The organism is Ancylobacter sp. VNQ12 (genome assembly GCF_049445835.1).
In the GTDB taxonomy this organism is placed as follows: Bacteria; Pseudomonadota; Alphaproteobacteria; order Rhizobiales; family Xanthobacteraceae; genus Ancylobacter.
Genome location: NZ_JBMSDU010000003.1, coordinates 237,904 through 261,959, shown reverse-complemented (window position 1 = coordinate 261,959; position 24,056 = coordinate 237,904). Strand labels below are relative to the sequence as shown.

At 67.7% G+C, this 24,056-nt stretch carries 17 protein-coding genes; 5 read left to right on the top strand and 12 right to left on the bottom strand.

Annotated elements, in window-relative coordinates; genetic code table 11:
* Positions 1–53 precede the first annotated feature (53 nt).
* Positions 54–593 (top strand): hypothetical protein, encoded by a 540-nt coding sequence (locus ACO2RV_RS07730; protein WP_423291506.1) that lies wholly within the window; start codon positions 54–56, stop codon positions 591–593.
* Positions 594–603: 10 nt separating this feature from the next.
* Here ACO2RV_RS07730 and ACO2RV_RS07725 read toward each other — a convergent pair whose 3' ends face one another.
* From ACO2RV_RS07725 to ACO2RV_RS07710, 4 genes are all read right to left on the bottom strand, one after another.
* A complete protein-coding gene (locus ACO2RV_RS07725) occupies positions 604–1,782 on the bottom strand; it encodes a lytic murein transglycosylase (protein ID WP_423291567.1) in 1,179 nt (392 codons plus the stop codon).
* Between the two features lie 156 nt (positions 1,783–1,938).
* Positions 1,939–2,781: a glutamate racemase gene (murI, locus tag ACO2RV_RS07720; protein WP_423291504.1), complete on the bottom strand. Its 843-nt coding sequence runs from the start codon at positions 2,779–2,781 to the stop codon at positions 1,939–1,941.
* Positions 2,782–2,950: 169 nt separating this feature from the next.
* Positions 2,951–3,814, bottom strand: coding sequence for an RNA methyltransferase (locus tag ACO2RV_RS07715; RefSeq protein WP_423291502.1), 864 nt, complete (start codon positions 3,812–3,814; stop codon positions 2,951–2,953).
* 158 nt (positions 3,815–3,972) lie between these two features.
* Positions 3,973–4,845: a cycloisomerase gene (locus tag ACO2RV_RS07710; protein ID WP_423291500.1), complete on the bottom strand. Its 873-nt coding sequence runs from the start codon at positions 4,843–4,845 to the stop codon at positions 3,973–3,975.
* 275 nt (positions 4,846–5,120) lie between these two features.
* On the opposite strand from ACO2RV_RS07710, the gene ACO2RV_RS07705 reads away from it, so the two are divergent.
* A complete protein-coding gene (locus ACO2RV_RS07705) occupies positions 5,121–6,332 on the top strand; it encodes an NADP-dependent isocitrate dehydrogenase (RefSeq protein ID WP_423291498.1) in 1,212 nt (403 codons plus the stop codon).
* A 73-nt stretch (positions 6,333–6,405) separates the two neighbouring features.
* Here the strand turns inward: ACO2RV_RS07705 and ACO2RV_RS07700 are convergent, their stop codons facing one another.
* The 6 genes from ACO2RV_RS07700 to ACO2RV_RS07675 all read right to left on the bottom strand — a co-directional run bounded on the left by ACO2RV_RS07700 (position 6,406) and on the right by ACO2RV_RS07675 (position 17,951).
* The gene (locus tag ACO2RV_RS07700; protein WP_423291496.1) at positions 6,406–7,653 is read right to left on the bottom strand and encodes a cyclic nucleotide-gated ion channel; all 1,248 of its coding nucleotides are present in this window, start codon (positions 7,651–7,653) and stop codon (positions 6,406–6,408) included.
* A gap of 35 nt (positions 7,654–7,688) precedes the next feature.
* A complete protein-coding gene (alaS, locus tag ACO2RV_RS07695; protein ID WP_423291494.1) occupies positions 7,689–10,340 on the bottom strand; it encodes an alanine--tRNA ligase in 2,652 nt (883 codons plus the stop codon).
* A 262-nt stretch (positions 10,341–10,602) separates the two neighbouring features.
* Positions 10,603–11,682: a recombinase RecA gene (gene recA, locus ACO2RV_RS07690; RefSeq protein WP_423291492.1), complete on the bottom strand. Its 1,080-nt coding sequence runs from the start codon at positions 11,680–11,682 to the stop codon at positions 10,603–10,605.
* A gap of 208 nt (positions 11,683–11,890) precedes the next feature.
* A complete protein-coding gene (locus ACO2RV_RS07685) occupies positions 11,891–13,537 on the bottom strand; it encodes an efflux transporter outer membrane subunit (protein ID WP_423291490.1) in 1,647 nt (548 codons plus the stop codon).
* The gene (locus ACO2RV_RS07680; protein WP_423291488.1) at positions 13,521–16,679 is read right to left on the bottom strand and encodes an efflux RND transporter permease subunit; all 3,159 of its coding nucleotides are present in this window, start codon (positions 16,677–16,679) and stop codon (positions 13,521–13,523) included. The genes ACO2RV_RS07685 and ACO2RV_RS07680 overlap by 17 nt, the downstream gene beginning before the upstream one ends.
* A gap of 9 nt (positions 16,680–16,688) precedes the next feature.
* The gene (locus ACO2RV_RS07675) at positions 16,689–17,951 is read right to left on the bottom strand and encodes an efflux RND transporter periplasmic adaptor subunit (protein ID WP_423291486.1); all 1,263 of its coding nucleotides are present in this window, start codon (positions 17,949–17,951) and stop codon (positions 16,689–16,691) included.
* A gap of 201 nt (positions 17,952–18,152) precedes the next feature.
* Between ACO2RV_RS07675 and ACO2RV_RS07670 the strand changes: the two genes are divergently transcribed.
* On the top strand, positions 18,153–18,722 hold the full coding sequence (locus ACO2RV_RS07670; RefSeq protein ID WP_423291484.1) for a TetR/AcrR family transcriptional regulator: 570 nt from the start codon (positions 18,153–18,155) through the stop codon (positions 18,720–18,722).
* A gap of 79 nt (positions 18,723–18,801) precedes the next feature.
* On the opposite strand, the gene ACO2RV_RS07665 is transcribed toward ACO2RV_RS07670, so the two are convergent.
* Both ACO2RV_RS07665 and ACO2RV_RS07660 read right to left on the bottom strand, forming a co-directional pair.
* Positions 18,802–19,803 (bottom strand): glycosyltransferase family 2 protein, encoded by a 1,002-nt coding sequence (locus ACO2RV_RS07665; protein ID WP_423291482.1) that lies wholly within the window; start codon positions 19,801–19,803, stop codon positions 18,802–18,804.
* A 61-nt stretch (positions 19,804–19,864) separates the two neighbouring features.
* Entirely contained in the window at positions 19,865–20,236 is a 372-nt protein-coding gene (locus ACO2RV_RS07660) for a hypothetical protein (RefSeq protein WP_423291480.1), read from the bottom strand.
* A 183-nt stretch (positions 20,237–20,419) separates the two neighbouring features.
* On the opposite strand from ACO2RV_RS07660, the gene ACO2RV_RS07655 reads away from it, so the two are divergent.
* Together ACO2RV_RS07655 and ACO2RV_RS07650 are read left to right on the top strand one after the other, a co-directional pair.
* Entirely contained in the window at positions 20,420–22,573 is a 2,154-nt protein-coding gene (locus tag ACO2RV_RS07655) for a DEAD/DEAH box helicase (protein WP_423291478.1), read from the top strand.
* Between the two features lie 455 nt (positions 22,574–23,028).
* Positions 23,029–23,997 (top strand): crotonase/enoyl-CoA hydratase family protein, encoded by a 969-nt coding sequence (locus ACO2RV_RS07650; RefSeq protein WP_423291476.1) that lies wholly within the window; start codon positions 23,029–23,031, stop codon positions 23,995–23,997.
* Positions 23,998–24,056 lie beyond the last annotated feature (59 nt).

Sequence of the window (24,056 nt, the reverse complement as noted above, 5' to 3'; positions counted from 1 at the left end):
AACACTCGTTAAAGTTGCACATCCTTGCAACCGCGCGAAGGCTGGGGGATTCCATGAGCAGACGTCGTGTCCTGGCCGTCACTCAGGTCGATGTGCAACTGCAGAAGTCGGCCCCGCCGACGCTCGTCATCGTCGCCTCCGGCAGCGTTCCCAGCAGCAACTGGACCGATCCCTCACTGGAGCCCTGGCGTTACGTCCTGCCACCCGAGGATGGCGTGCAGGATTTCGACTTCGTCGCGCAGCCGCCTGTTGGAACCGCGTTCACCGTCGTCCTTCCGATCATCGCCGAAGCCCGCGGCGTGATCAACGCGGATGACTATTGGGGGCCGGGCCGGCCGCTGTGCGGCGTCAGGGTGCACGCGCGCGGCGATTCGATCGAAGCGAGCCTCGCGGAGCATCCCATACCGCCCGATGCGCTGACACCTGCTCCAGAGCAGGCGAAGACGGGAGGCGCCGGCACGACGGAGAGCCTCATCGGCAAGGCACTGCGCGTCTACAATACCGGCGATCCCCTCACCTTCGACCTGCGCTCGGGCCGCGCCAACATCAGGCACGGCCCAGGCCGGCGCATCAGCCGGGTCTGGTTCGGCTGAGGGCCTGCCCTCACCGCCCCTTGCGCAGCGACGCCAGCACGTCGAGGCTGGCATAGCCGTCAGGCTCCAGCCCGATCTTGCGCTGGAAACCGGCCACCGCGCGCATCGTCATATTGCCCACGCGCCCGTCGACCCCGCCCGTGTCGAACCCTGCCCGCGTGAGGCGGCGCTGGACCTCCTGGATCTCCGCCAGCGTCAGCGGGCGCTCGCCGCCGGGGAAAGCCGTGACGAAGGGCGCGCCGCCCAGCACCCGGTCGCCGAGATGGCAGACCGCGAGGGCATAGTTCATCGACGGGTTGTAGCTGCGCACGGCAAAAAAATTCTGCGTCAGCAGGAAGCACGGCCCCTCGGGGCCCACCGGCGCCCACAGCCGCGTGCGCGCCTTGGGAAACGCGAAGCGCCCGCCGCCGGCCGGCGTCACGCCGCGTTTCGCCCAATCCTCGACCGTGCGCCAGGTCTTGGCGTCGGCGGCGGCCTCGGGCAGGCCGTCCATCCGCACCTCGAAACCCCAGGGAACGCCGCGCTGGTAGCTTCCACGCTTGATCAGATAGCGCGACGAGCCCGCCAGCGCGTCCGGCACCGAATAGGGCGAGGGATGGCCGTCGCCATCATAGTCGACGCCGAGATTGAGCCACACCTCGGGCATCCACTGCGTGTGGCCCATGGCGCCGGCCCAGGAGCCGTGCATGCCGTCCGGCTCGCCCCAGCCGCGCTGGACGACGGCGAGCGCGTTGAGGAACTCGGTCTCCCAATATTTGCGCCGCCGCGGCTCGCCCCAGGCCAGCGCACCGAGCGAGGGGAAGACCGGCTTCATGTGGTCGGGGTCGTCGACCAGCTCGCCGAATGCGCTCTCCATGCCCCACAGGCCGAGCAGCACGTCCGGCTCGACGCCAAAATCGCCATGCAGCCGCTTGAGCAGCGCGGCGTTCTGCTTCGCCGCCGCCTGCCCCGTCACCAGCCGCCACTCGGAAATGCGCCGGTTGAGATATTGCCAGAGCTGTTCGCGGAATTCGGGCTGCGCGCTGTCCTTGGCATAGACCGACATGTCGGGCTCGAGCCCGCGCGTCACCCGGTCATAGACGGCGTCGGAGATGCCCCTGGCCCTCGCCCGTCCGCGAAAGTCCGCGATCCACGCCTCGAACGACTTGCTGGCCGACTGGGCCGACGCGCGCCCACCGGCGATCGCCATCACCCCGGCGCCGAGCAGCAGCGCGCGGCGCGTAGGTTCGAAAGCGCGTTTACCGTCAGCGGACGTCACGAGCGAATCTCCCGCGGCAATTCTGCCGGTGCGGCATGCTGGGCGGGGAACGTGTCGTGCGCAAGGCGTGCGCGTCGTAGCCCGCGCTCACATCGCGACGACGTCCAGCGGCACCAGTTCGCCCCGGCGCGAGCGCCGCCCGACGATGCGCTCCACCAGCGCCGCGTCGAGTGGCCGCCCGGTGGAGAACAGGCGCAGCGGCATCGGGCTCGCCGCGAAAGCCACCGGGCCGATGAGCGAACTCAGCCGGCGGGCGATGGCGGCGGCCGGATCGACCCAGCGCACCGGCCAGGGCGCCACCTTCTCCAGCCGGTCCAGCACGAGCGGGTAATGCGTGCAGGCCAATACCACCGTGTCGGTGCGGTCCCTGCCCTCGCGCACGAAGGCCGGCGCGATCTCGGCGGCGAAGTCCTCATCCGCGACCGGCGCGCCCGCCATGGCGGCTTCCGATAGCGGCGCGAGCCGGGTGGCACCGACCAGCGTGACGTGGCAATTGCCGGCAAAATCGCGGATCAGCGCCTGCGTGTAGTCGCGCTTCACCGTTCCCGGCGTCGCCAGCACGCTCACCTGCTTGGTCAGCGAGCCCTCGCAGGCCGGCTTGATCGCCGGCACCGTGCCGACGAACGGAATGGCGTAGCGCGCGCGCAGCACCGGCAGCACCAGCGTCGAGGCGGTATTGCAGGCGATCACCACCGCATCCGGCGCGAGGCGCGCGATCAGCGCATCCATCACCGCCGTCACCCGGCCGATCAGGTCCTGCTCGTCGCGCGGACCATAGGGAAAGCCGGCATCGTCGGCGGCATAGATGAAATGCGCGTCCGGCCGCACGCGGGTCAGCTCGCGGAATACCGACAGGCCGCCCAGCCCCGAATCGAAGACGAGGATGGTGGGCGCACGCAGCGCGGCAGAGAGCGGAGGCAGCGACGACACGGAGAGCGGTCCGGTTGAACCTGGAAAGGGGGTGCCACGCGGAACGCCATGCCCGGTCGGACCGGGCGCCTGCGACGCGGAAGCGGGTGAAGCCTCGATGCGCATCTGATGTCCTCCATCCCCGGCAGGATTGTGACGCATCGAGATGAATCGATCGTTGCACGCCGCCTCAGTCGTCTGCCGTCCCCTCCCCGGCCGGCGTCTTCCCGTTGCCCGCAGCTTTGCCGCCAGCCTTGCCGCCAAGCCGGGCGGCGGTGCGCGCCTCGCGCTTGGTACGCCCCTCGACCAGCGCCGTGACCATGCCGTGCAGCGTGGCGACGTCCTGCCGCGTCAGGCCGATGCGGTGGAAGATGTTGCGAATGTTGCGCGTAGTGACCGGCTTCTTCTCCGGCGAGCGGAAGAACAGCGCCTCGTCGAGTTCATGCTCGACATGATCGAAGAAGGCCAGCAGGTCCGCCTTGTCGGCAAGGGCGTAGCGGTCCGGCGGCTGGAACGGCAGCGCTCCGCCCGAGGCGAGCTTGAACCACTCATAGCCGACCACCGCCACCGCCATGCCGAGATTGAGCGAGGCGAAGGCCGGGTTCACCGGCAGAGTGAGGATCACGTCGGCGAGCGAGACCTCTTCCGTATAGAGCCCCGTGCGCTCGCGCCCGAACAGCAGCCCGACATTCTCGCCCAGCGCGATGCGCCCGGCCGTCTCGGCCGCCACCTGGTCCGCCCCGAGCACGGTTTTCTGCATGCCGCGCTCGCGCGCCGTGGCGGCGGCGACGAAATTGAGGTCGGCAATCGCCGAGCGCAGGTCCGGGAACAGCTCGGCATCCTCAAGGATGCGGTCGGCGCCGGAGGCGAAGGTCACCGCCTTCGGGTTCGGCCAGCCCTCGCGCGGATTGACCAGGCGCAGGCGCGACAGGCCGAAATTGCCCATCGCCCGCACGGCCGAGCCGATATTCTCGCCGAGCTGCGGCTCGACGAGAATGACCACCGGCCCGCCCTCGGGCCAGGGACGGGTCGAATCTGTGCCGGCGCCCGACATCAGGCGGCACTCCGGCGGGCGGAAGGACGAGGCATCAGCGCGAACATGCCGTCGTCCTAAAGCAAGTCCCGGCAAAACTGAACCGCCGTCTTGCGGCTCGACGACGGCTCCCGCCCCCGCCGCCGGACGCACCGCGCGCCCGCCGGCGTCTCCCCGCGCTACTTGGCGTCCGGCAGGCGGCTGACCGTCACCTGGCTGGGACCGCCGGCCTTGCCGCGAATGATGCCCCACACCACGCCCGGCTGCACCGGATCGAAGGCGAAGCCCTGCCCGCCGATCTCGAGCGGGATGGTCTCCTGCCACTGCATCACCGAGCCCATCTCCGGCGGGGCGACGACATAGAGCTCGGGATTGTCATGGCCGCTGATATAGAGCCGGCCATCCGGGCCGAAAGCGCCGCCGGAATTGCTCATGTCCTGGAACTTCGCCACCAGCGCATCGGGATAGACCCAGGCTTCGGCAACGCTCCAATCCGGATTGAAGCGCACGATCTGCGTCGCGTACTTGTTGCCATAGGCCAGCGGGCTCTTGTCGAATACCCGGTTGTAATTGGCGAACGCGCCCCACCAGCGACCCTGCGGGTCGCGGTCGATCCAGGTGAGCGAGCCGCGCTCGATGCCGAAGCTGTGCGTCTCCACATGCTTCAGCGTCTCGGCGTCCCACACCTCGACCGACGAGACCATTGGCCAGTCGGGATAGTTGGAATGGGCCGTGTAGAGCTTGCCGTCGCGGACCACGCCGCTGTCGAGATGCAGGATCGGACCGGCTTTCGGCCCTTCCCACTTGGCCAGCGCCTGGCCGTTCGCCTTGTCCAGCTTCACCAGCGTGCGGTTGTCGATGGCATAGAAATAGCGATCCGAGACCGCGACAGCCTGCCGGGCCTCCGGCACGTCGAATCGGTTGATCGTCTGCGCGGCCGGGCGCTGTTCCTGCGCCTGCGCACCGAGGACGGAAAGGCCGAGCGCGAGCGGCAGCACCGCGCAGGCAAGCGACGAGCGGCGGGCGATCGCGGGAATGGAAAGGAAGGACATGGGCGACTCCAGTCGGCGCCGATACGGACGGCTCCGGGAAGGTTGAGACGGCGCGGCGATAGCAGCACCGGATGAACCTGCCGCGACAGGCCCGGCTCCTCCGCACGCGACAAAGCCCGCTCCGCGGCGCCCTTATTCACCCTTGCCCGAAAGTTGGCACCGTAACTGCTTCCGCTTGACCTTGCGGCGCGCTATCACGCCTTCGCCGGTGCCCGCCGCGCGGACGGACGCCGAGGCCCCATTACGATCTGCAATCCGCGCGAAGGTGGAACCCCATGGCGAAAATCAAGGTCGCGAATCCGGTCGTCGAGCTCGACGGCGACGAGATGACGCGCATCATCTGGCAGTACATCAAGGACAAGCTGATCCATCCCTACCTGGACATCGACCTTGAGTATTACGACCTGAGCATCGAGAACCGCGACGCGACCGAGGATCAGGTCACCGTCGACGCGGCCGAGGCGATCAAGCGGGTCGGCGTCGGCGTGAAGTGCGCCACCATCACCGCCGACGAAGGCCGCGTGAAGGAATTCGGCCTCAAGAAGATGTGGCGCTCGCCGAACGGCACGATCCGCAACATCCTCGGCGGCGTGATCTTCCGCGAGCCGATCATCTGCAAGAACGTGCCGCGCCTCGTGCCGGGCTGGACCCAGCCGATCATCGTCGGCCGCCACGCCTTCGGCGACCAGTACCGCGCGACCGACTTCAAGGTGCCGGGCAAGGGCAAGCTGAGCATCAAGTTCGTCGGCGAGGACGGCACCACCATCGAGCACGACGTCTACGACTACCCGGGCTCCGGCGTCGCCATGGCGATGTACAATATCGACGAGTCCATCGTCGAATTCGCCCGCGCCTCGCTGAACTACGGCCTGATGCGGAACTACCCGGTCTATCTCTCGACCAAGAACACGATCCTCAAGCAGTATGATGGTCGGTTCAAGGAGATCTTCCAGAACATCTACGAGACCGAATTCAAGGCTGAATTCGAGAAGCGGAAGATCTGGTACGAGCACCGCCTGATCGACGACATGGTCGCTTCCGCGCTCAAGTGGTCCGGCGGCTATGTCTGGGCCTGCAAGAACTATGACGGCGACGTGCAGTCCGACATCGTCGCCCAGGGCTTCGGCTCGCTCGGCCTGATGACCTCCGTGCTGATGACCCCGGATGGCAACACCGTCGAGGCCGAGGCCGCGCACGGCACCGTCACCCGCCACTATCGCGAGCACCAGAAGGGCAAGGAGACCTCCACCAACTCCATTGCCTCGATCTTCGCCTGGACCCGTGGCCTTTCCCATCGCGCCAAGCTCGACGACAACGCCGCACTCGCCAACTTCGCTGCGACGCTGGAGAAGGTGTGCATCGACACGGTCGAGAGCGGCTACATGACCAAGGACCTCGCCCTGCTCGTCGGCGCGGACCAGAAGTGGCTCTCCACCACCGGCTTCCTCGACAAGATCTCCGAGAACCTGCAGAAGGCGCTCGCCTGATCGACACTCCGGGGCGCGGCGCCGCTGCGCTCCGGAACCACCCGCGCCAGCGCGCTGGCCAGATCGTCGCGCGTCAGCCGTCGTCGTCCTTGGCCGACAATTCATCGTCGGCGATATCGGCACTGCGCCGCAGCGCGTGCGGCCCCTCGGCGTCCTTCGCCATGGCGAGAATGCGCTCGCCGATCTGCGGATGGCGCCGGATCACATCGGCCAGATCGTCCGCATTGAGCATCAGCAGCATGGACCGCACCCGCGCGCGCGCCGTCGCCGCGCGCTTGGTGGATTGCAGCAGCGCCATCTCGCCGAAGAACTGCCCCTCGCTGAGCACGATGGTCCGGTCGGCGAATTCCAGCGCCACCTCGCCCGAGGCGATGAAATACATCGAGCGCGCCGCCTCGCCGCGCCGCACGATGATTTCCCCGGGGTGCGCCATATGCGCGGAAAGCGCCTTGTGGATTTCGCCGATGCCCGCCGCATCGAGATCGGCGAACAGCGGCACGCGCGCCACCATGCCCCAGGTGATGATGAAGTCTCGCCGCTTGATGACGTCGACGAAGGCGGTGGCGATGATGCCGACCGGCAGCGCGATCATGATGATGCCGGTGATCATGGTCATGCCGGCGATGATGCGGCCCGGCGTCGTCACCGGATAGACGTCGCCATAGCCCACCGTCGTCACCGTCGCCATCGCCCACCACATGGCGGCCGGGATGGAGCCCATGTGCTCGGGCTGGACCGCGCCTTCGGCGACGTACATGGCGGAAGCGGAAATCAGCACCGCCGCCGTCAGCAGCCAGAAGCAGGCGACGAGCGACTGCCGCTCGCTGCGCAGCACTTCCAGCAGCGACTGCATGCCCGGCGAATAGCGCGCCAGCTTGACGAAACGCAGCAGCCGCAAGATGGCCAGCGTGCGCAGATTGACGCCGGCGAAGGCCGACACCACGAAGGGAAGCCAGGCGAGGAGATCGATGATCGCCGTCGGCGTCGCGATGTAGCGCAGCCGCGCCCGCATGCCCGAGAGGCCACGGTAGCGGGGATCTTCCGGCGCGGCCCACACCCTGAGCCCGTATTCGAGCGCAAAGATCACCAGAGAGAACGCCTCGAAGGCGCGAAACAGCACCTGGTCGCGCAGCAAGAGGCTGGGCACGGTCTCCAGCACGGCGGCGAGGACATTGACGATGATCAGCACGACGAGGCCGAGATTGACCTGCTCGGCCAGCCGGTCATGCGCGGCATCGCGCTCCAGCACTTCATAGCAGCGCCGGCGCCGGTCGCGGCGCCACGCGGCAGAGAGCCAACCTGAACTGTTCCGGCCCGCCATGGCGGTCGCCCCCCGCGGCGCGCCGCCGCCTGCGCTCAGCCCGCCAACGCGGCTTCGATGGCCGCCAGCGCCTCGCCCGCGCGCGCGCCGTCAGGGCCGCCGGCCTGCGCCATGTCCGGCCGGCCGCCGCCGCCCTTGCCGCCGAGCGCCTCCGCGCCGCGGCGCACCAGCGCCACGGCGTCATAGGTGCCGGTCAGGTCGTCGGTCACACCGACGACGAGGCCCGCGCGCCCTTCATCGGTCACGCCGACGATGGCCACCACGCCGGAGCCCAGCCGCTTCTTGCCCTCATCGGCCAGGGCCTTGAGATCCTTGAGGTCGATGCCGGAAACCTGGCGCGCCAGCAGCTTGACCGAACCGACCGTGCGGGTCGGCTCCTCGCCGGCTTCCGCGCCGCCCATGGCGAGCTTGCGGCGCGCCTCGCCGAGCTCGCGCTCCAGCTTGCGCCGTTCCTCGACCAGCTGGGCAACCCGCGCCTCGATCTCGACCACCGGCGCCTTGAGCAGGCCGGCCGCTCCGCGCAGCGCGCGCGCCTGCTCGTTGAGGTGATGACGCGCCACATCGGCGGTCATCGCCTCGATACGGCGCACGCCGGCCGCGACCGCGCTCTCCCCGAGCACCGAGACGATGCCGATGTCGCCGGTGCGCGCGACATGGGTGCCGCCGCACAATTCGACTGAATAGGGCGCGCCATTGCCGGGATCGGTGCCCATCGACACGACGCGCACCTCCTCGCCATATTTCTCGCCGAACAGCGCCCGCGCGCCCGAGGTGATGGCGTCGTCCACCGCCATCAGCCGCGTCACCACCGGCTCGTTGCGCAGCACGATGCGGTTGGCGATGTCCTCCACCGCCTTGAGCTCGCTCTCCTCGAGCGGCTTGGGATGGCTGAAGTCGAAGCGCAGCCGGTCCGGCGCGACCAGCGAGCCCTTCTGCGCCACATGATCGCCCAGCACGCGGCGCAGCGCCTCGTGCAGCAGATGCGTCGCCGAATGATTGGCGCGGATGGCGCCGCGGCGCTCGCGGTCGACGCTCAGCACCACCGGCGCGCCGACGGCGAGCGTGCCGCTCTCGACCTCGACCTCATGGGCGAAGATCTCGCCGAGCTTCTTCTGCGTGCCGATGATCCGCGCGGCCAGACCGCCCTCACCGGTCAGCCGGCCGGTGTCGCCCACCTGCCCGCCGGACTCGGCATAGAACGGCGTCTGGTTCAGCACGGCGAGGCCGCGCGTGCCGGCCCGCAATTCGTCGACCCGGCGCCCGTCGGCGATCAGCGCGGTGATCGCGCCCTCGGCGCTCTCGGTCTCGTAGCCGAGGAACTCGGTGACGCCGACATCGTCGCGCACGCCGAACCAGACCGCGTCGGTCGCCGCCTCGCCGGACCCCGCCCAGGAGGCTCTCGCCTCCGCGCGCTGGCGTTCCATCGCCGCGCCGAAGCTGTCGACATCCACCGAGATGCCGCGCGCGCGCAGCGCGTCCTCGGTCAGGTCGAGCGGGAAACCATAGGTGTCGTAGAGCTTGAAGGCGGTCTCGCCGGAGAACTTGGCGCCGCTGCCGAGCCCCTCGCTCTCGCTCTCGAGAATGGCGAGGCCGCGCTCCAGCGTCTTGCGGAATCGCGTCTCTTCCAGCCGCAGCGTCTCGCTGACCAGCGCCTCGGCCCGCACGATCTCGGGGTAGGCGCGGCCCATCTCGCGCACCAGCACCGGCACCAGCCGGTGCATCAGCGGGTCGCGCGCGCCGAGCAGCTGGGCGTGGCGCATGGCGCGGCGCATGATGCGGCGCAACACGTAGCCGCGCCCCTCATTCGAGGGCAGAACCCCGTCCGCCACCAGGAAAGTCGCCGCCCGCAGATGGTCGGCGATGACGCGGTGGCTGGCCTTTTGCGGCCCGTCCGCGGGAATGTCGGTCAGTTCCTCGACCGCGCCGGTCAGCGCCCGCATCAGGTCGATCTGGTAATTGTCATGCGTGCCCTGCAACACGGCGGAGATGCGCTCCAACCCCATGCCGGTGTCGATCGAGGGCCGCGGCAGGGCGATGCGCTCGCCGCCCGGCAGCTGCTCGAACTGCATGAAGACGAGGTTCCAGATCTCGATGAAGCGGTCGCCATCGGCGTCCGGCGAGCCGGGCGGGCCACCGGGAATATGCGCGCCGTGGTCGTAGAAGATCTCCGAGCACGGGCCGCACGGCCCGGTGTCGCCCATCTGCCAGAAATTGTCCGAGGTCGGGATGCGGATGATCTTGGAATCGGGCAACCCGGCAATGCGCTTCCACAGGCCGAACGCCTCGTCGTCCTCGGAATAGACGGTGACGAGCAGCTTCTCGACCGGCAACTCGAATTCGCGGGTGATCAGATTCCACGCGAACTCGATGGCGTTCTCCTTGAAATAGTCGCCGAAGGAGAAATTGCCGAGCATCTCGAAGAAGGTGTGGTGCCGCGCGGTGTAGCCGACATTGTCGAGATCGTTGTGCTTGCCGCCGGCGCGGACGCATTTCTGCGAGGTCGCCGCGCGCGAATAGGGGCGCTTCTCGATGCCGGTGAAGACGTTCTTGAACTGCACCATGCCGGCATTGGTGAACATCAATGTCGGATCGTTGCGCGGGACGAGCGGCGAGGACTCGACCACCTGGTGACCGTTCTTCGCGAAATAGTCGAGGAAGGTCGATCGTATCTCGTTAACGCCGCTCATCGAAACAGGTCCGCCGAATAACCAGACAACCGGCGCTGGGCAGCCACCGGCCCGCGCCGCGCGGCGCGAGAGCACGGTTCTAGCGACGCACCAAGGGCTTGTCCAGAAAGGCCCCACCCCGCTCGCAGCGCCTGTCGAAAACTTGGGGCGCGCCATGGAGGCAGCGTCGGTGAAGGCGGGAGCTGCCGCACCGATGCCGCCCGACACCGCTCAACCTCAAGGCCGAAGAGCCCCGTTGCCGGCGCCGTTTCCCGAAATGGGATCAGCCCTCGGCGTCGTCGTCGCTTTCCTCGGCGGGACCGGCGAGGATCTGCTCGGCGATGAGGCCGGCATTCTGGCGGATGGCGCTCTCGATGCGGCCCGCCAGGTCCGGATTCTGGCGCAGGAAGCTCTTGGCGTTCTCGCGGCCCTGGCCGAGGCGCTGGCTGTCATGCGAGAACCAGGCGCCCGACTTGTCGACCACGCCGGCCTTGACGCCGAGGTCGATGAGTTCGCCCATCTTCGAGACGCCTTCGCCATACATGATGTCGAACTCCACCTGCTTGAAAGGCGGGGCCAGCTTGTTCTTCACCACCTTGACGCGGGTCTGGTTGCCGACCACCTCGTCGCGCTCCTTGATCGCGCCGATACGGCGAATGTCGAGGCGCACCGAGGAATAGAACTTCAGCGCATTGCCGCCCGTCGTGGTCTCCGGGCTGCCATACATGACGCCGATCTTCATGCGGATCTGGTTGATGAAGATCACCATGGTCTGCGACCGGTTGATCGAGGCGGTGAGCTTGCGCAGCGCCTGGCTCATCAGCCGCGCTTGCATGCCCGGCTGGTTGTCGCCCATCTCGCCGTCGAGTTCGGCACGCGGGGTCAGCGCCGCGACCGAATCCACCACGAGCACGTCGACCGCGCCCGAACGCACCAGCGTGTCGGCGATCTCCAGCGCCTGTTCGCCGGCGTCGGGCTGGGAGATCAGCAGATTATCCAGCTCGACGCCCAGCTTGCGGGCATAGATCGGGTCGAGCGCATGCTCGGCGTCGATGAAGGCGCAGACGCCGCCCTTCTTCTGCGCTTCCGCCACCGTGTGGAGCGCCAGCGTGGTCTTGCCCGACGATTCCGGCCCGAAGATCTCGACTATGCGCCCGCGCGGCAGCCCGCCAATGCCGAGCGCGATGTCGAGGCCAAGCGACCCCGTGGAGACCGTGTCGATCTCCATGATCTTCTCGTTCTTGCCGAGCCGCATGATCGAGCCCTTGCCGAAATGGCGCTCGATCTGAGTAAGTGCGGCGTCCAGCGCCTTGGCCTTGTCCATGGACGATCCTTCGACGAGTCGCAACGTCGCTTGAGTCATTGCCGGGCTCCGGGTTGCACGCAAGGGGGAAAGGGACATCAGCGGTGATTGCGCACACCGTACTTGTTTTGTTCGATGTTCGCAATATGTTCTCTTTCAATCCCGTACCAAACGGCATTATCCGGCCAAGCCCTCATTCTCCTCTGGTTCACAGGAGAATCCAAAGCGTGATTTAGAGGCTCAGTCGCCCCTGGTTTCCCTCGCGCCATCAGTGCGCGAAGGCCTCGCCGATGCCCTGGTTGTCGGGATCGCGCGGCTTCAGGCCGGTCTTCTCGAGCGAGACGAGGCGCGGCGCCATCTGCGTATCCACCACCGCGGGCGTGCGGTCGTCCACCGTGCCGGTCCAGCCGCCGCCCAGCGCCTTGTTGAGCGCGACATAGTCGGTGGCGATGGCAACCCGGCTGGTGAGCAGCGAGTCGTCGGCGGAATAGGCCGAGCGTTCGGCGTCCAGCACGTCGAGGAAGCTCGACGAGCCGCTCTGATAGAGCGTGCGGGCGAGCGAGGCGGCCTGCCGGTAGGAAGCGGCGGAGGCATCGAGGCTGCGGTACTTGATGCGCTCCTGCTGCAGGGAGACGCTGGCGTTCTCCACGTCCTGCAAAGCTGTCAGCACGGCGGCGCGATAGGTCAGGAAATATTCGTCGCGCTGGGCCTGCGCGTAGTCCACCGCGGCCTTCAGCTGGCCGGCATTGAAGATCGGGATGCTCACGCTCGGCCCGAAGCTCCAGCTGATGCTCGAGCTCTTGCCGAGGTCACCGACCTTGGTGGCCGAGGTAGAGACGTCGCCGACCAGGCTGACATCGGGATAGCGCGCGGCTTCCGCCTCGCCGATCTTGGCGGTGTACTGCGCGTATTGGCGCTCGGCGAGCCGCACATCGGGGCGCGAGAGCAGCACATTCGCCGGCACGCCACGCGGGATCGCCTTGACCGGCGTGGGAATGGGCGCGCTGCGCTTCATCTCGTCATTCAGCGCGCTCGGCGGCTGTCCGAGCAGGATGGCAAGTTGGTGCACCGTCTGCTGGTAGTTCGATTCGAGCTCGGGAATATTGGCCTCGGTGCTGGCCGCCTGCCCTTCCGCATTGGCGACATCGACGGCGGAGGCCGAGCCGACCTGCAGCTTGGTGCGGGTGAGCGCGGCGGTCTCGCGCTGGGAGGCGGCGGTGCGGCGGGCGAGCGCGGCGCGGGCCTGATAGCCACGCGCCTCGACATAATAGGTCGCGACGTCGCCGATCAGGGTGAGCAGCGTGTTGCGCAGCGTCTCCTCGGAGGCGTCGAGTCCGTAGGTCGCAGCCTCAGCGGCGCGGCGGTTCTCGCCGAACAGGTCGAGTTCCCAGCTCGCATTGGCGCCGAGGGAGAACGAGTCATACGGACCTGCCACCGTCACGTCGCCGCTACTGGAGACATTGCTGCCATCGTCGGCACGGGTGTAGCTGCCCGAACCGGTGACCGAGGGAGCCAGGGCACCGATCGCCTGCTGCCGGGTGGCGCGAGCCTGCCGCACGCGCGCCTTGGCGGTGGCGACGTCGAGATTGCCGGCCACCGCCTCGTCGACCAGCCGGTTCAGCGTCCTGTCGCCGAGCCGCTCCCACCAGCGGGCGAGTTCCGGCGGGCGGTTGTCCGCCTCCTCGCCATTCACCGTGACGGCCGGTGCGGCCGCGCCCCATTTGGCGGGCAGTTGCAGGGCCGGCGCGCTGTAGTCGGGCCCGACCGCGCAGCCGCCGAGCAGCATGGCGGCGAAGAGCGCGCATGTCAGGTGCGGGGCGCGCAGGGAGCGAGAGGCGGTCGGGATCGGCATCGGCTCACCTGAAGGGAGAGAGAAGATCGCGGGGTAGAGAGGGAGATCAGCCGGCATGGGCATCGCCCGCCTCCCCGGCCGGGGTCGCCCCGCTGGCGGACGACGGTTCGGGAGCCTTGCCGGGGAAGATGCGGCGCACGGCGACGAAGAGCAGCGGCACGAAGAACACGCCGAGCACGGTGGCCGCGATCATGCCGCCCATGACGCCGATGCCGATGGCGTTCTGCGCCCCTGAGCCGGCACCGCTGGCGATGGCGAGCGGCGTCACGCCGAGGATGAAGGCGAAGGAGGTCATCAGGATCGGGCGCAGCCGCTGGCGCGCCGCGTCCAATGTCGCCTCGACGAGGCTCGCCCCGTGCGCCTGCCGCTCGATGGCGAACTCGACGATGAGGATCGCGTTTTTCGCGGCCAGGCCGATGGTGGTGAGCAGGCCGACCTTGAAATAGACGTCGTTGCTCTGGCCGAACAGCTGCGCGGCGAGCAGCGCACCGAAGATGCCGATCGGCACCGACAGCAGCACGGCGAAGGGAATCGGCCAGCTCTCATAGAGCGCGGCAAGGCAGAGGAAGATGACGAGTACCGAGATGGCGTAGAGCGCCGCCGCCTGGTTGGACGAGAGCCGTTCCTGATGCGACAGGCCGGTCCATTCATGGGCGAAGCCTGGCGGCAGCTTGGCCACGATCGCGTCGATCGCATCCATTGCCACGCCGGAAGATACGCCCGGCGCCGCCTGTCCCTGGATCTCCACCGCCGAGGAGCCGTTGAAGCGCTCCAGCCGCGGCGAGCCATAGGTCCAGCGGGTCGAGGCGAAGGACGCGAAGGGCACCATTGTTCCGGAGGAATTGCGCACCTCCCAGGTGGCGAGATCCTCCGGCTGCATGCGGAAATCCGCCGCTGACTGGAGATAGACCTTCTTCACCCGCCCGCGGTCGAGGAAGTCGTTCACATAGTCGCTGCCCCAGGCCGTGGAGAGCGTATCGTTGATGTCGGCGAGCGACACGCCGAGCGCGCTCGCCTTCTCCTGGTCGATGTCGACGACGAATTGCGGCTCGTCCTCCAGCCCATTCGGGCGGGTGGCGATCAGGCGATTGTCCTGCCCCGCCATGCCGAGCAGCTGGTTGCGGGTCGCCATCAGCTTCTCGTGGCCGGCACCCGTAATGTCCTGCAGATAGAAGCTGAAGCCGCCTGAATTGCCCATGCCCTGGATCGCGGGCGGGCTGAGGGTGAAGACCATGGCGTCGCGCATGTGCAGCGCCGCCATCGCCCGGCCCGCAACCGCACTGGCGGAGACGGCGGCGGACTTGCGGTCGTCGAAGGGCTTCAACTGCACGAAGGCGATGCCGAGATTCTGCCCCTGCCCACTGAAGCCGAAGCCGTTGACGGTGAAGACCCCCTCCACCGCGTCCTTCTCGTCGACAAGGAAATGGGTACGGACTGCGTCGAGCACCTTTTCAGTGCGGTCGGCGGTGGCGCCGACGGGCAGCTGCACCATGGTGATGAGGATGCCCTGGTCTTCCTCCGGGAGGAAGGACGAGGGCAGCCGCACGAACATCCAGGCCATGCTGACACCGATGGCGAGGAAGACCACGAGGAAGCGTCCCGAGCGCGCCAGCATCCCGGCGGTTCCGGTGCGGTAGGCATGGGCGGTGCGGTCGAAATTCCGGTTGAACCAGCCGAAGAAACCGCGGCTCTTGGCGTGCTCCCTCGGAGGCTTGAGGATGGTGGCGCATAGCGCGGGGGTAAGGACCAGCGCGACCAGCACCGAGAGCGCCATCGCGGAGACGATGGTGACGGAGAACTGGCGATAGATCACGCCAACCGAACCGCCGAAGAACGCCATGGGGATGAACACGGCGGAGAGCACGGTGGCGATACCGATCAGCGCGCCGGTAATCTCGCCCATGGACTTGCGGGTCGCCTCCTTCGGCGGGAGCCCCTCCTCCTCCATCACGCGCTCGACATTCTCGACCACGACGATGGCGTCGTCGACCAGGAGGCCGATGGCGAGCACCATGGCGAACATGGTCAGCGTGTTGATGGAGTAGCCGAACAGCGCCAGCACACCGAACGTTCCGAGCAGCACGACGGGAACGGCGAGCGAGGGGATGAGCGTCGCGCGGATGTTCTGCAGGAAGACGAACATCACCACGAAGACGAGGGCGATGGCCTCCAGCAGCGTGCGCACCACCTCCTCGATGGAGAGCAGGACGAAAGGCGTGGTGTCATAGGGGTAGAAGACCTCGACCCCCTCGGGGAAGGTCGGCTTCATCCGCTCGATGGCGGACTTGACCTTCTCCGCCGTGCTGATGGCGTTGGCGCCGGTCGCCAGATTGATGGCGAGGCCGCCCGCCGGCTTGCCGTTGTAACGCGAAGAGGTGGTGTAGGTCTCCGCGGCGAGCTCCACCGTCGCGACATCGTTGATGCGCACCAGCGAGCCGTCCGTCGTGCTCTTGAGGATGATGTTGCGGAACTGCTCCGGCGTCTGCAGGCGCGAGCGCGCCGTCACCGTGGCGTTGAGCTGCTGGCCCGGCCGCACCGGCAGGCCGCCGAGCTGGCCGGCGGAAACCTGCGTGTTCTGCGCTTCGATCGCGCTCGCCACGTCGCTCGGCATGAGCTGGTACTTGGAGAGCTTTTCCGGGTCGAGCCAGACGCGCATGGCGTAGGAGGAGCCGAACAGCGTGGTCGAGCCGACGCCCTCGATGCGCCGCAGCGTGTCGTTGAGCGTCGAATCGACATAGTCGGACACGTCGGTCGAGGACATGCGGCCGTCGGTCGAGACGAAGGCGATCACCATCAGGAAGCCGTCGGAGGCCTTGTCGACGGAGATGCCGTTGGTCTGCACCACGCTCGGCAGCTGCGGGGTCACGAGTTGCAGCTTGTTCTGCACCTGCATCTGCGCGATGTCGGGATCGGCCGCATTGGTGAAGGTGAGCGTGATCGTGGCCTGGCCGGTCGAGGTCGAGGTGGCCGACATGTAGTCGAGATTGTCGATGCCGGTCAGGCCCTGCTCGATGACCTTGGTCACCGAGTTCTCCACGGTCTGGGCGTCGGCGCCGGGATAGGAGGCGGTGACGGTGACCGTCGGCGGCGCGATCTGCGGGTATTGCGCGATGGGCAGGCTGTTCAGCGCCAGCACACCGCCAAGCATGATGAGAAGGGCGATAACCCAGGCGAAGACCGGGCGGTCGATAAAGAAGCGGGACATGGACGTGCCTCAGTTCGACGTGCTGGTCGAGGTGCCGGCGGGAGCGGCCGCCTGGTTGACCGACGATGCCGGCGCCGTGCTCTGCTGGCCGCGCTCGCGCACCTCGCCCGTCGTGTCGTCCACCACCACGTCGACGGGGGTGACGTCCTGTCCGGGCCGGGCGAACTGGCTGCCCTCGACGATGACCCGGTCGCCATCCTTGATTCCGGTATCGACCAGCCAGCTATTGCCGACGCTGCGCGACACCGTGAGCACGCGCTGCTCGACCTTGTTATCGGCATTGACGACGAGCGACACCGGCTCGCCCTTGGTGTTGCGCGTCACGCCGCGCTGGGGAACGAGGTAGCTGTCAGGCGCCACGCCCTCCTCGATGAGGGCGCGCACATACATGCCCGGCAGCAGCAGCCGATCCGGATTGGGGAAGCGGGCGCGCACGCCATAGGTGCCGGTGGTCGTGTCGACATAGGCGGAGGCGAACTCCAGCGTGCCCGGATGCGGATACATCTCGCCATTGTCGAGCTTCAGCCGCACCTGCACATTGTCGCCGGAGATCTTGATGCGCCCGTCGCGGATCGCCTGCTGCAGGTTCAGCAGGTTGGTGCTCGACTGGGTGACATCGACATTGATCGGGTCGAGCGTGCGGATGGTCGTCAGCGCCGTATCCTGGCTGGCCGTCACCAGCGCGCCGGGGGTGAGCGTCGACTTGTCGATGCGTCCGCCGATCGGCGCGATGATGCGGGTGTAGTCGAGATTGATGCGGGCGGTATCGACGTCGGCCTTGGCCCCGGCGACCTCCGCCTTGGCCTGCGCCAGCGAGGCGACGGCATCGTCATAGTCCTGCTTGCTCACCGCATTCTGCTTGATCAGCCCCTGGTAGCGCTCGACCTTGGACTGTGCGCTCGGCACTGCGGCCTCGGCCTTCTGCAGGCTGGCGACGGAGCTGTCATAGGCCGCCTGATAGCTCGCCGGGTCGATCTGGTAGAGCGCGTCGCCCGCCTTCACCTCCGAGCCTTCCTCGAACAGCCGGCTCTTGATGATGCCGCCGACCTGGGGGCGCACCTCGGCAACGAGGGACGCGGTGGTGCGGCCCGGCATCTCGGCGGTGATCGCCACCGATTGCGGACTCACCGTCACCACACCGACCTGTGGACGGCCCTGGGCGCCGGGCCCCTGCTGCGAGGTAGCATCGCGCCCATCGCATCCCACCAGTGCGAGAAGCAGCAAGGCCGAGGTGGTGAGGAGTGCCGGACGCGCCGGGCGGTGTGACACCACTGTGAAATTCCTATTTATAAAACCCATAAGTATCCATATTATCCATCGTGCCGTTCTGTCAATTCTGACGCTCGGGAAGTTCGCTGTAGCCAGGAGAGGGCAGGCTCCATGTCACAGGAAGCAATCGATATGCGGGCGCCGCCGCGCCGCTCGCGGGGCCGTCCCCGGACGGCTCCCGATGCCACGCGCCGAAAGGAAATCGTGGCGCAGGCGCTGCATATTTTCCGCGAGCTCGGCTATGCGCGGCTGACGACCGATGCGGTCGCGGCCCGATGCCAGATATCCAAGCGGACGCTTTACCGGCTGTTCGCCAGCAAGACCGATCTCATCGCGGCGATCATCGAAACTCATCGCGAGAGCATGATCGCCCTCCCCGGCGACTATGATCACCTCTCATTGACGCAGGCTCTGGACCGCATCTTCTTCAACGACATCGACGACGAGGCCGATCGGCAGCGCTTTGCCTTCCTGCAGTTTCTCTTCGTGGAAGCGGCGGTGCATCCCGAACTCGAAGCGATCTCCGGAAAATACGGACGCGACGCGACGCTGAAGTTGCTTGAGGAATGGATTGCCCATCAGTGCGCGCTCGGCCGGATCAAGGTGCCGGACACGCGCGATGCCGCCCGCATGCTGATGGACATGGTCGTCGGCTCGGTTGCGCCCATGTGCTACGGCCCCCCGACGTGGCCCGGCAGTGAGCGGCGGCGCAGCTATGTGCGCGAGTGCATCAGGGTGTTTCTGGGCGGGGTGGCGACGCCGACGCCGGGCTGACCCCCGCGACCCGCCGGGCAGCCGGTTCCTCGATCGACACGTGCGACGGCCGGGGCAGATGAGGTTCGGCCGCGCAGGCTCAGGCCGGGCTGCTGTCCGATGCGGCGACAGGCGCATCACGGCGCTTGTCGCTACCCTCGGTACCGAAATTGATCTTCTCGCGCTCCACCACCATGGGCCCATGGCGAACCTGGGCATGGATGGCCGTGACATATTCCCCGAGCATGCCGATGAAGGCCAACTGGACGCCGGAGAAGAAGAACAGCGCAATGATGATCGTCATCGTGCCGCGCGGGGCATAGTCGGGGAGGATGAAATAGGACAGGATTCCGACGAGCGCGTAGGCGATGCAGAGAATCGCCAGGCCGAACCCGGCAAAGGTGCACAGCCGCATCGGCGCGTTGGTGAATGAGAAGATCCCGTTCAGCGCCTGATCGATCAGGCGCATCAGGTTGTTCTTGGAAATGCCGCGGCGGCGCGCCTTCCACGTGTAGGGAACGATCAGCCGGTTGAACCCGCAGGACGCGATGATGCCGCGTATATAGGGATATTGGTTGTTATGCGCGACGACCACCTCCCACACCTTGCGGTCGATGAGCTGGAACTCGCCGACATTCATCGGGATCTCGAAATCCGACAGGCCGTTGACGATGCGGTAGAAAATGCCCCGGCAGATACGCAGCGACAGGCTCTCCTCGCGATTGGCGCGGGCGCCGGCCACCACGTCGATGCCGTTCTCCCAGTGGCGGACGAATTGCGGAATCAGCTCGGGCGGATCCTGTAAATCCACCGGCAGGAACACCAGGATCGCGTCGCCGGTCGCGTAGCGCAGCGCGTTGAAATTGGAGCGGAACGGCCCAAAATTGCGCGCATTCAGGATCACCTTGACGCACGGATCCTTGCTGGCGATCTCGCGCAGGATGGCCGGCGTGCGATCCTCCGAGCAATTGTCGGAGAAGATGTGCTCCCGCTCGTAGCCGGCGAGTTCGCCGCCCTCGAACAGCGCCCGCACCGCCTCGTGGCACGCGCGGACGTTCTCCTCCTCGTTGAAGCACGGCGAGATGATCGAGATTTTCTTCATGTCAGCCCGCGTGTTGTGTCCCTGAACGATCCTGCGTCGGCGTGAGCGCCCTGCCCCGCTCTCAGGCCCGCGCCACGATGAAATTCGATTGCGCAAGCCAGGAGGTGAGCCGTGTCGCCTCCAGCGTCGGCTCGACCCGCTTGATCGGCCCGGACCACGACGCCGGCAGGCCCGGAATGAGGAAATCGCGGGTCGACACCGAGATGTCGTGCCAGCCCGCCTCCGCCAGCAGCCGGCGGATATGCCCCGCGGAGAACGCCATCTCGTCCGGATCGAGCCGCGCCCAGCGGCGACCGGGCGGCGTCCCGAAGATGAACGCGCAGAACGGGTTCAGCAGGTTCGGCTCGATGAAGGCCAGCGTGCCGCCCGGCCCGACCAGCGTGCGCAGGCGCACCAGCACCTCGGGCAGTAGAAATCGGGACCGATATACCATGCGTCTTCGATGCCGGCAGGTGCGACCGGCGGCCCGCCCACCGGGGGCGCTCCCTTATCCCGACGACGAAGGCCGCGGGCGTGGCATCGGCGGCCCGCCTCGGGTAAAAGGTGACGTCCTTCACCCCTTCCGATGGCTTCCGCTCGACGCCTGACGACATTGCGAAATAGGCGGAACCAGCCCGTGCCCTTCCTCACCACCAATCCGGCGCTCGCCCGCGCCCTCGCCGAGCGAGACTATAACGACCCGACGCCGGTACAGCGCGCCGTGCTGGCGCCCGAGGCGGCGGGACGCGACCTACTGGTTTCCGCGCAGACCGGCTCGGGCAAGACGGTGGCCTATGGCCTCGCCGCCGCCGAGACGCTGCTCGGCACCGAGGAGCGCTTCGGCCCCGCCGGCGCGCCGCAGGCGCTGGTCGTCGCCCCCACGCGCGAGCTCGCCTTGCAGGTGCAGCGCGAATTCGCCTGGCTCTATGCGGCGACGGGGGCGCGCATCATCTCCTGCGTCGGCGGCATGGACCCGCGACAGGAGCAGCGCCTGCTCAATCAGGGCGCCCACATCGTCGTCGGCACGCCCGGACGCCTGCGCGACCATCTGGAGCGCGGCCGGCTCGACATCTCCGCCCTGCGCGTCGTCGTGCTCGACGAGGCCGACGAGATGCTCGACCTCGGCTTCCGCGAGGACCTCGAATTCATCCTCGACGCCACCCCGCCGGAGCGCCGCAGCCTTTTGTTCTCCGCCACCATGCCGCGCGGCATCGCCGCGCTCGCCAAGCGCTACCAGCGCGACGCGCTGCGCATCGAGGTGGCAAGCGCCGAGGGCGGCCATGCCGACATCGAGTACCGCACGATCCGCATCGCCCCGACCGAGATGGAGCACGCCGTCGTCAACCTGCTGCGCTTCTACGATACGCCGAGCGCCATCGTGTTCTGCAACACCCGCGAGGCGGTGCGCCATCTGCATGCGACCTTGCAGGAGCGGCAGTTCTCGGCCGTCGCGCTGTCGGGCGAACTCAGCCAGAGCGAGCGCAACCACGCGCTGCAGGCGCTGCGCGATGGCCGGGCGCGGGTATGCGTCGCCACCGACGTCGCCGCGCGCGGCATCGACCTGCCGAATCTCGGCCTCGTCATCCATGCCGACCTGCCCAACGACGCCGAAAGCCTGCAGCACCGCAGCGGACGCACCGGCCGCGCCGGGCGCAAGGGCGTGAGCGTGCTGCTGGTGCCGCCGTTCCGCCGTCGCCGCGTGGAAGACCTGATGCGCGGCCTCGGCATCGCGCCGGAATGGTCCGGCCCGCCGACCGTCGAGGAAATCCGCAAGCTCGATCATGAGCGCATGCTGCGCGATCCCCTGCTGACCGAGGTACCAAACGAGGAAGACCTCGCCGCCGGCCAAACCCTGCTCGCGGCGCATGCGGCCGAGCATCTGGCGGCCGCGCTGGTGCGGCTCTATCGCGCCGGCCTGCCGGCACCCGAGGAAGTCGCCGATCCCGGCGAGCCGCGCCATGTGCGCGACCGTCCCGCCCAGCGCGGATTCGAGGGGCCGGGCGCCGGCAGCACCTGGTTCCGGCTCAATGTCGGGCGCCGCAACAATGCCGATCCGAAATGGCTGCTGCCGCTGATCTGCCGGCGCGGCAACGTCACCCGCAAGGATATCGGCGTGATCCGGATCTTCGACGAGGAGACCGCCTTCGAGGTCGGTGCCGCCGCGCTCGACCGCTTCAGCAAGGCGGTTCGCAAGTCGGAAGGCGCCGATGTGGTGATCGAGCTGCTGCCCGGCGGCGCTCCCGCCGGCCGGCCCGAACGTGCGCCGCGCGCCAAGGAGCCGCGCTGGAACAAGCCGCAGGACGAGCGGCGGCACGAGGAGAGGCGGCACGAGGCACCCGCGCCGGGATGGACGCCGCTGGACAGGCCCGCGCCGGACCGCCCGGCATCGGACCGGCCCGCACCGGAAAGACCGTTCCGGGAAAAGCCGTTCCGCGACAAGCCCGCCAATGAGAAGCCCGCCCATCCGAAGCCGTTCCGTGAAAAGAACTTCGGCGACAGGTCGGTGCAGGAGCGCGCCCCACAGGACCGGTCCGTTGCGGAACGGCCCGTGCGCGGCAAACCGGCTTTCGACAAACCCGCGCAGGGTAAGGAGGCTTACGCCAAGCCGGCCTATCGCAAGGCGGCGCAGGACAAGCCCCCTTACGACAAGCCGGCGCATGGCAAGCCTGTTCACGAGAAACCCTACGCGCCGAAGCCGGGCGGAAAGGCAGGCGCCGGGCACCCGCCCAGCCGCAGCCGCACGGAGCGCTTCGACGACAAGCCGGCGGGAAAGAAGCCGCGCCGCCCCTGAGCGATCGCGGCGGGGAACACCTTCCCCGCCCCCACGGCAGGGGCGGCAAACGACCCATGCTGCATGTGCGTTCCGCGCCGAACCTTCCGGCAGTCCTTTGGTCACCCGTCGGCATATCATCTAGCATCGCCGCTGCCGGCCGATGATGGGCGCGCCCCGCGGCAGGCCGCGATTCGTTGCCCTATCTCTCGACGCAACCTGAGATTTCGCATTCTCCGCCTTGCACGGTACCGCCCGGCCGGGCGCGGCCTTCGCGCAGCATTCCATCGCCCCCGACATATTGCTGCATCGCCGCACTGTGACGGCAATGTGCATCGATTTTGCAGCCATCTCCTTCGCAGCGCCGTTACCTTCTAGTTCTCGTCGCATGTCCCGAGCCAAATGGGACGGCGGCTGCCCGCTCGGAAATCCTCCGCGCGGCAGTCCTACGACTTCCCGGTAAATGGAGAGAACAGATGACTTCGACTGGCATGAAGGACGTTTCCACCGCCTATGCGGATATCCCGCCCGCCCCTAGCAATCTTGCGAAGATACAGGCCGCCCGGTCCATCAGCGATATCGGCTACGACAACATCCGGCTCGACATCGATACCATCAACGACACCTGCTGGTGCTTCATGGAGCCGGTCGGCAAGCCCTCCTATACGCATGAGCTGATGCACGACATCGGCCGCATGCAGGCAGCCATCACCCGGACTTTCGGGAGCCTGCCCTCGCCGGTGGCCGCCCCCTTCTCCTGGTTCGTCATGGCCTCCGCCGTGCCGGGCATCTACAATCTGGGCGGCGACCTCGGTCATTTCGCCCAGCGCATCCGCAGCGGCGACCTCGCGGCGATGAAGCATTACGGCCATGTCGCCGTCGAGGCGATCCACCGCAACGCCGTCGCCTTCGATTCGCCGATCGTGACCATGGCGCTTGTGCAGGGCGACGCGCTGGGTGGCGGCTTCGAGCACGCTCTGTCCTTCGACCTGATCGTGGCCGAGCGCAGCGCCAAGATGGGCCTGCCCGAAATCCTGTTCAACATGTTCCCCGGCATGGGCGCCTACAGCTTCCTGTCGCGGCGCATGGACCGCAGGAGCGCGGAGGCGCTCATCCTGTCGGGCCGCGTGCACACTGCCGAGGAACTGCACGAGATGGGCGTGGTGGATGTTCTGGCGGAGGACGGCGAAGGCCAGCGCGCCGTGCTGGACTATATCGGCCGGCACAACCGCAAGCATAACGCCCACCACGCCGTCTATCGGGCGCGGCGCCGCGTCAATCCGGTGACGCTCGCCGAACTGATCGACGTCGTCGACATCTGGGCCGAGGCCGCGGTGAACCTTACGGAAGCGGACCTGCGGAAGATGGACCGGCTCTGCGCCGCCCAGAACCGGCGGCTCGCGGGCCTGCGCCCCGAGGCTCCCGTCCTCATGGCGGCGGAATGACGTGGAACGGCGATGCGCCCGGTCCGGGTGCATCGCCTGCCGCCGAATGTGTCAACAGA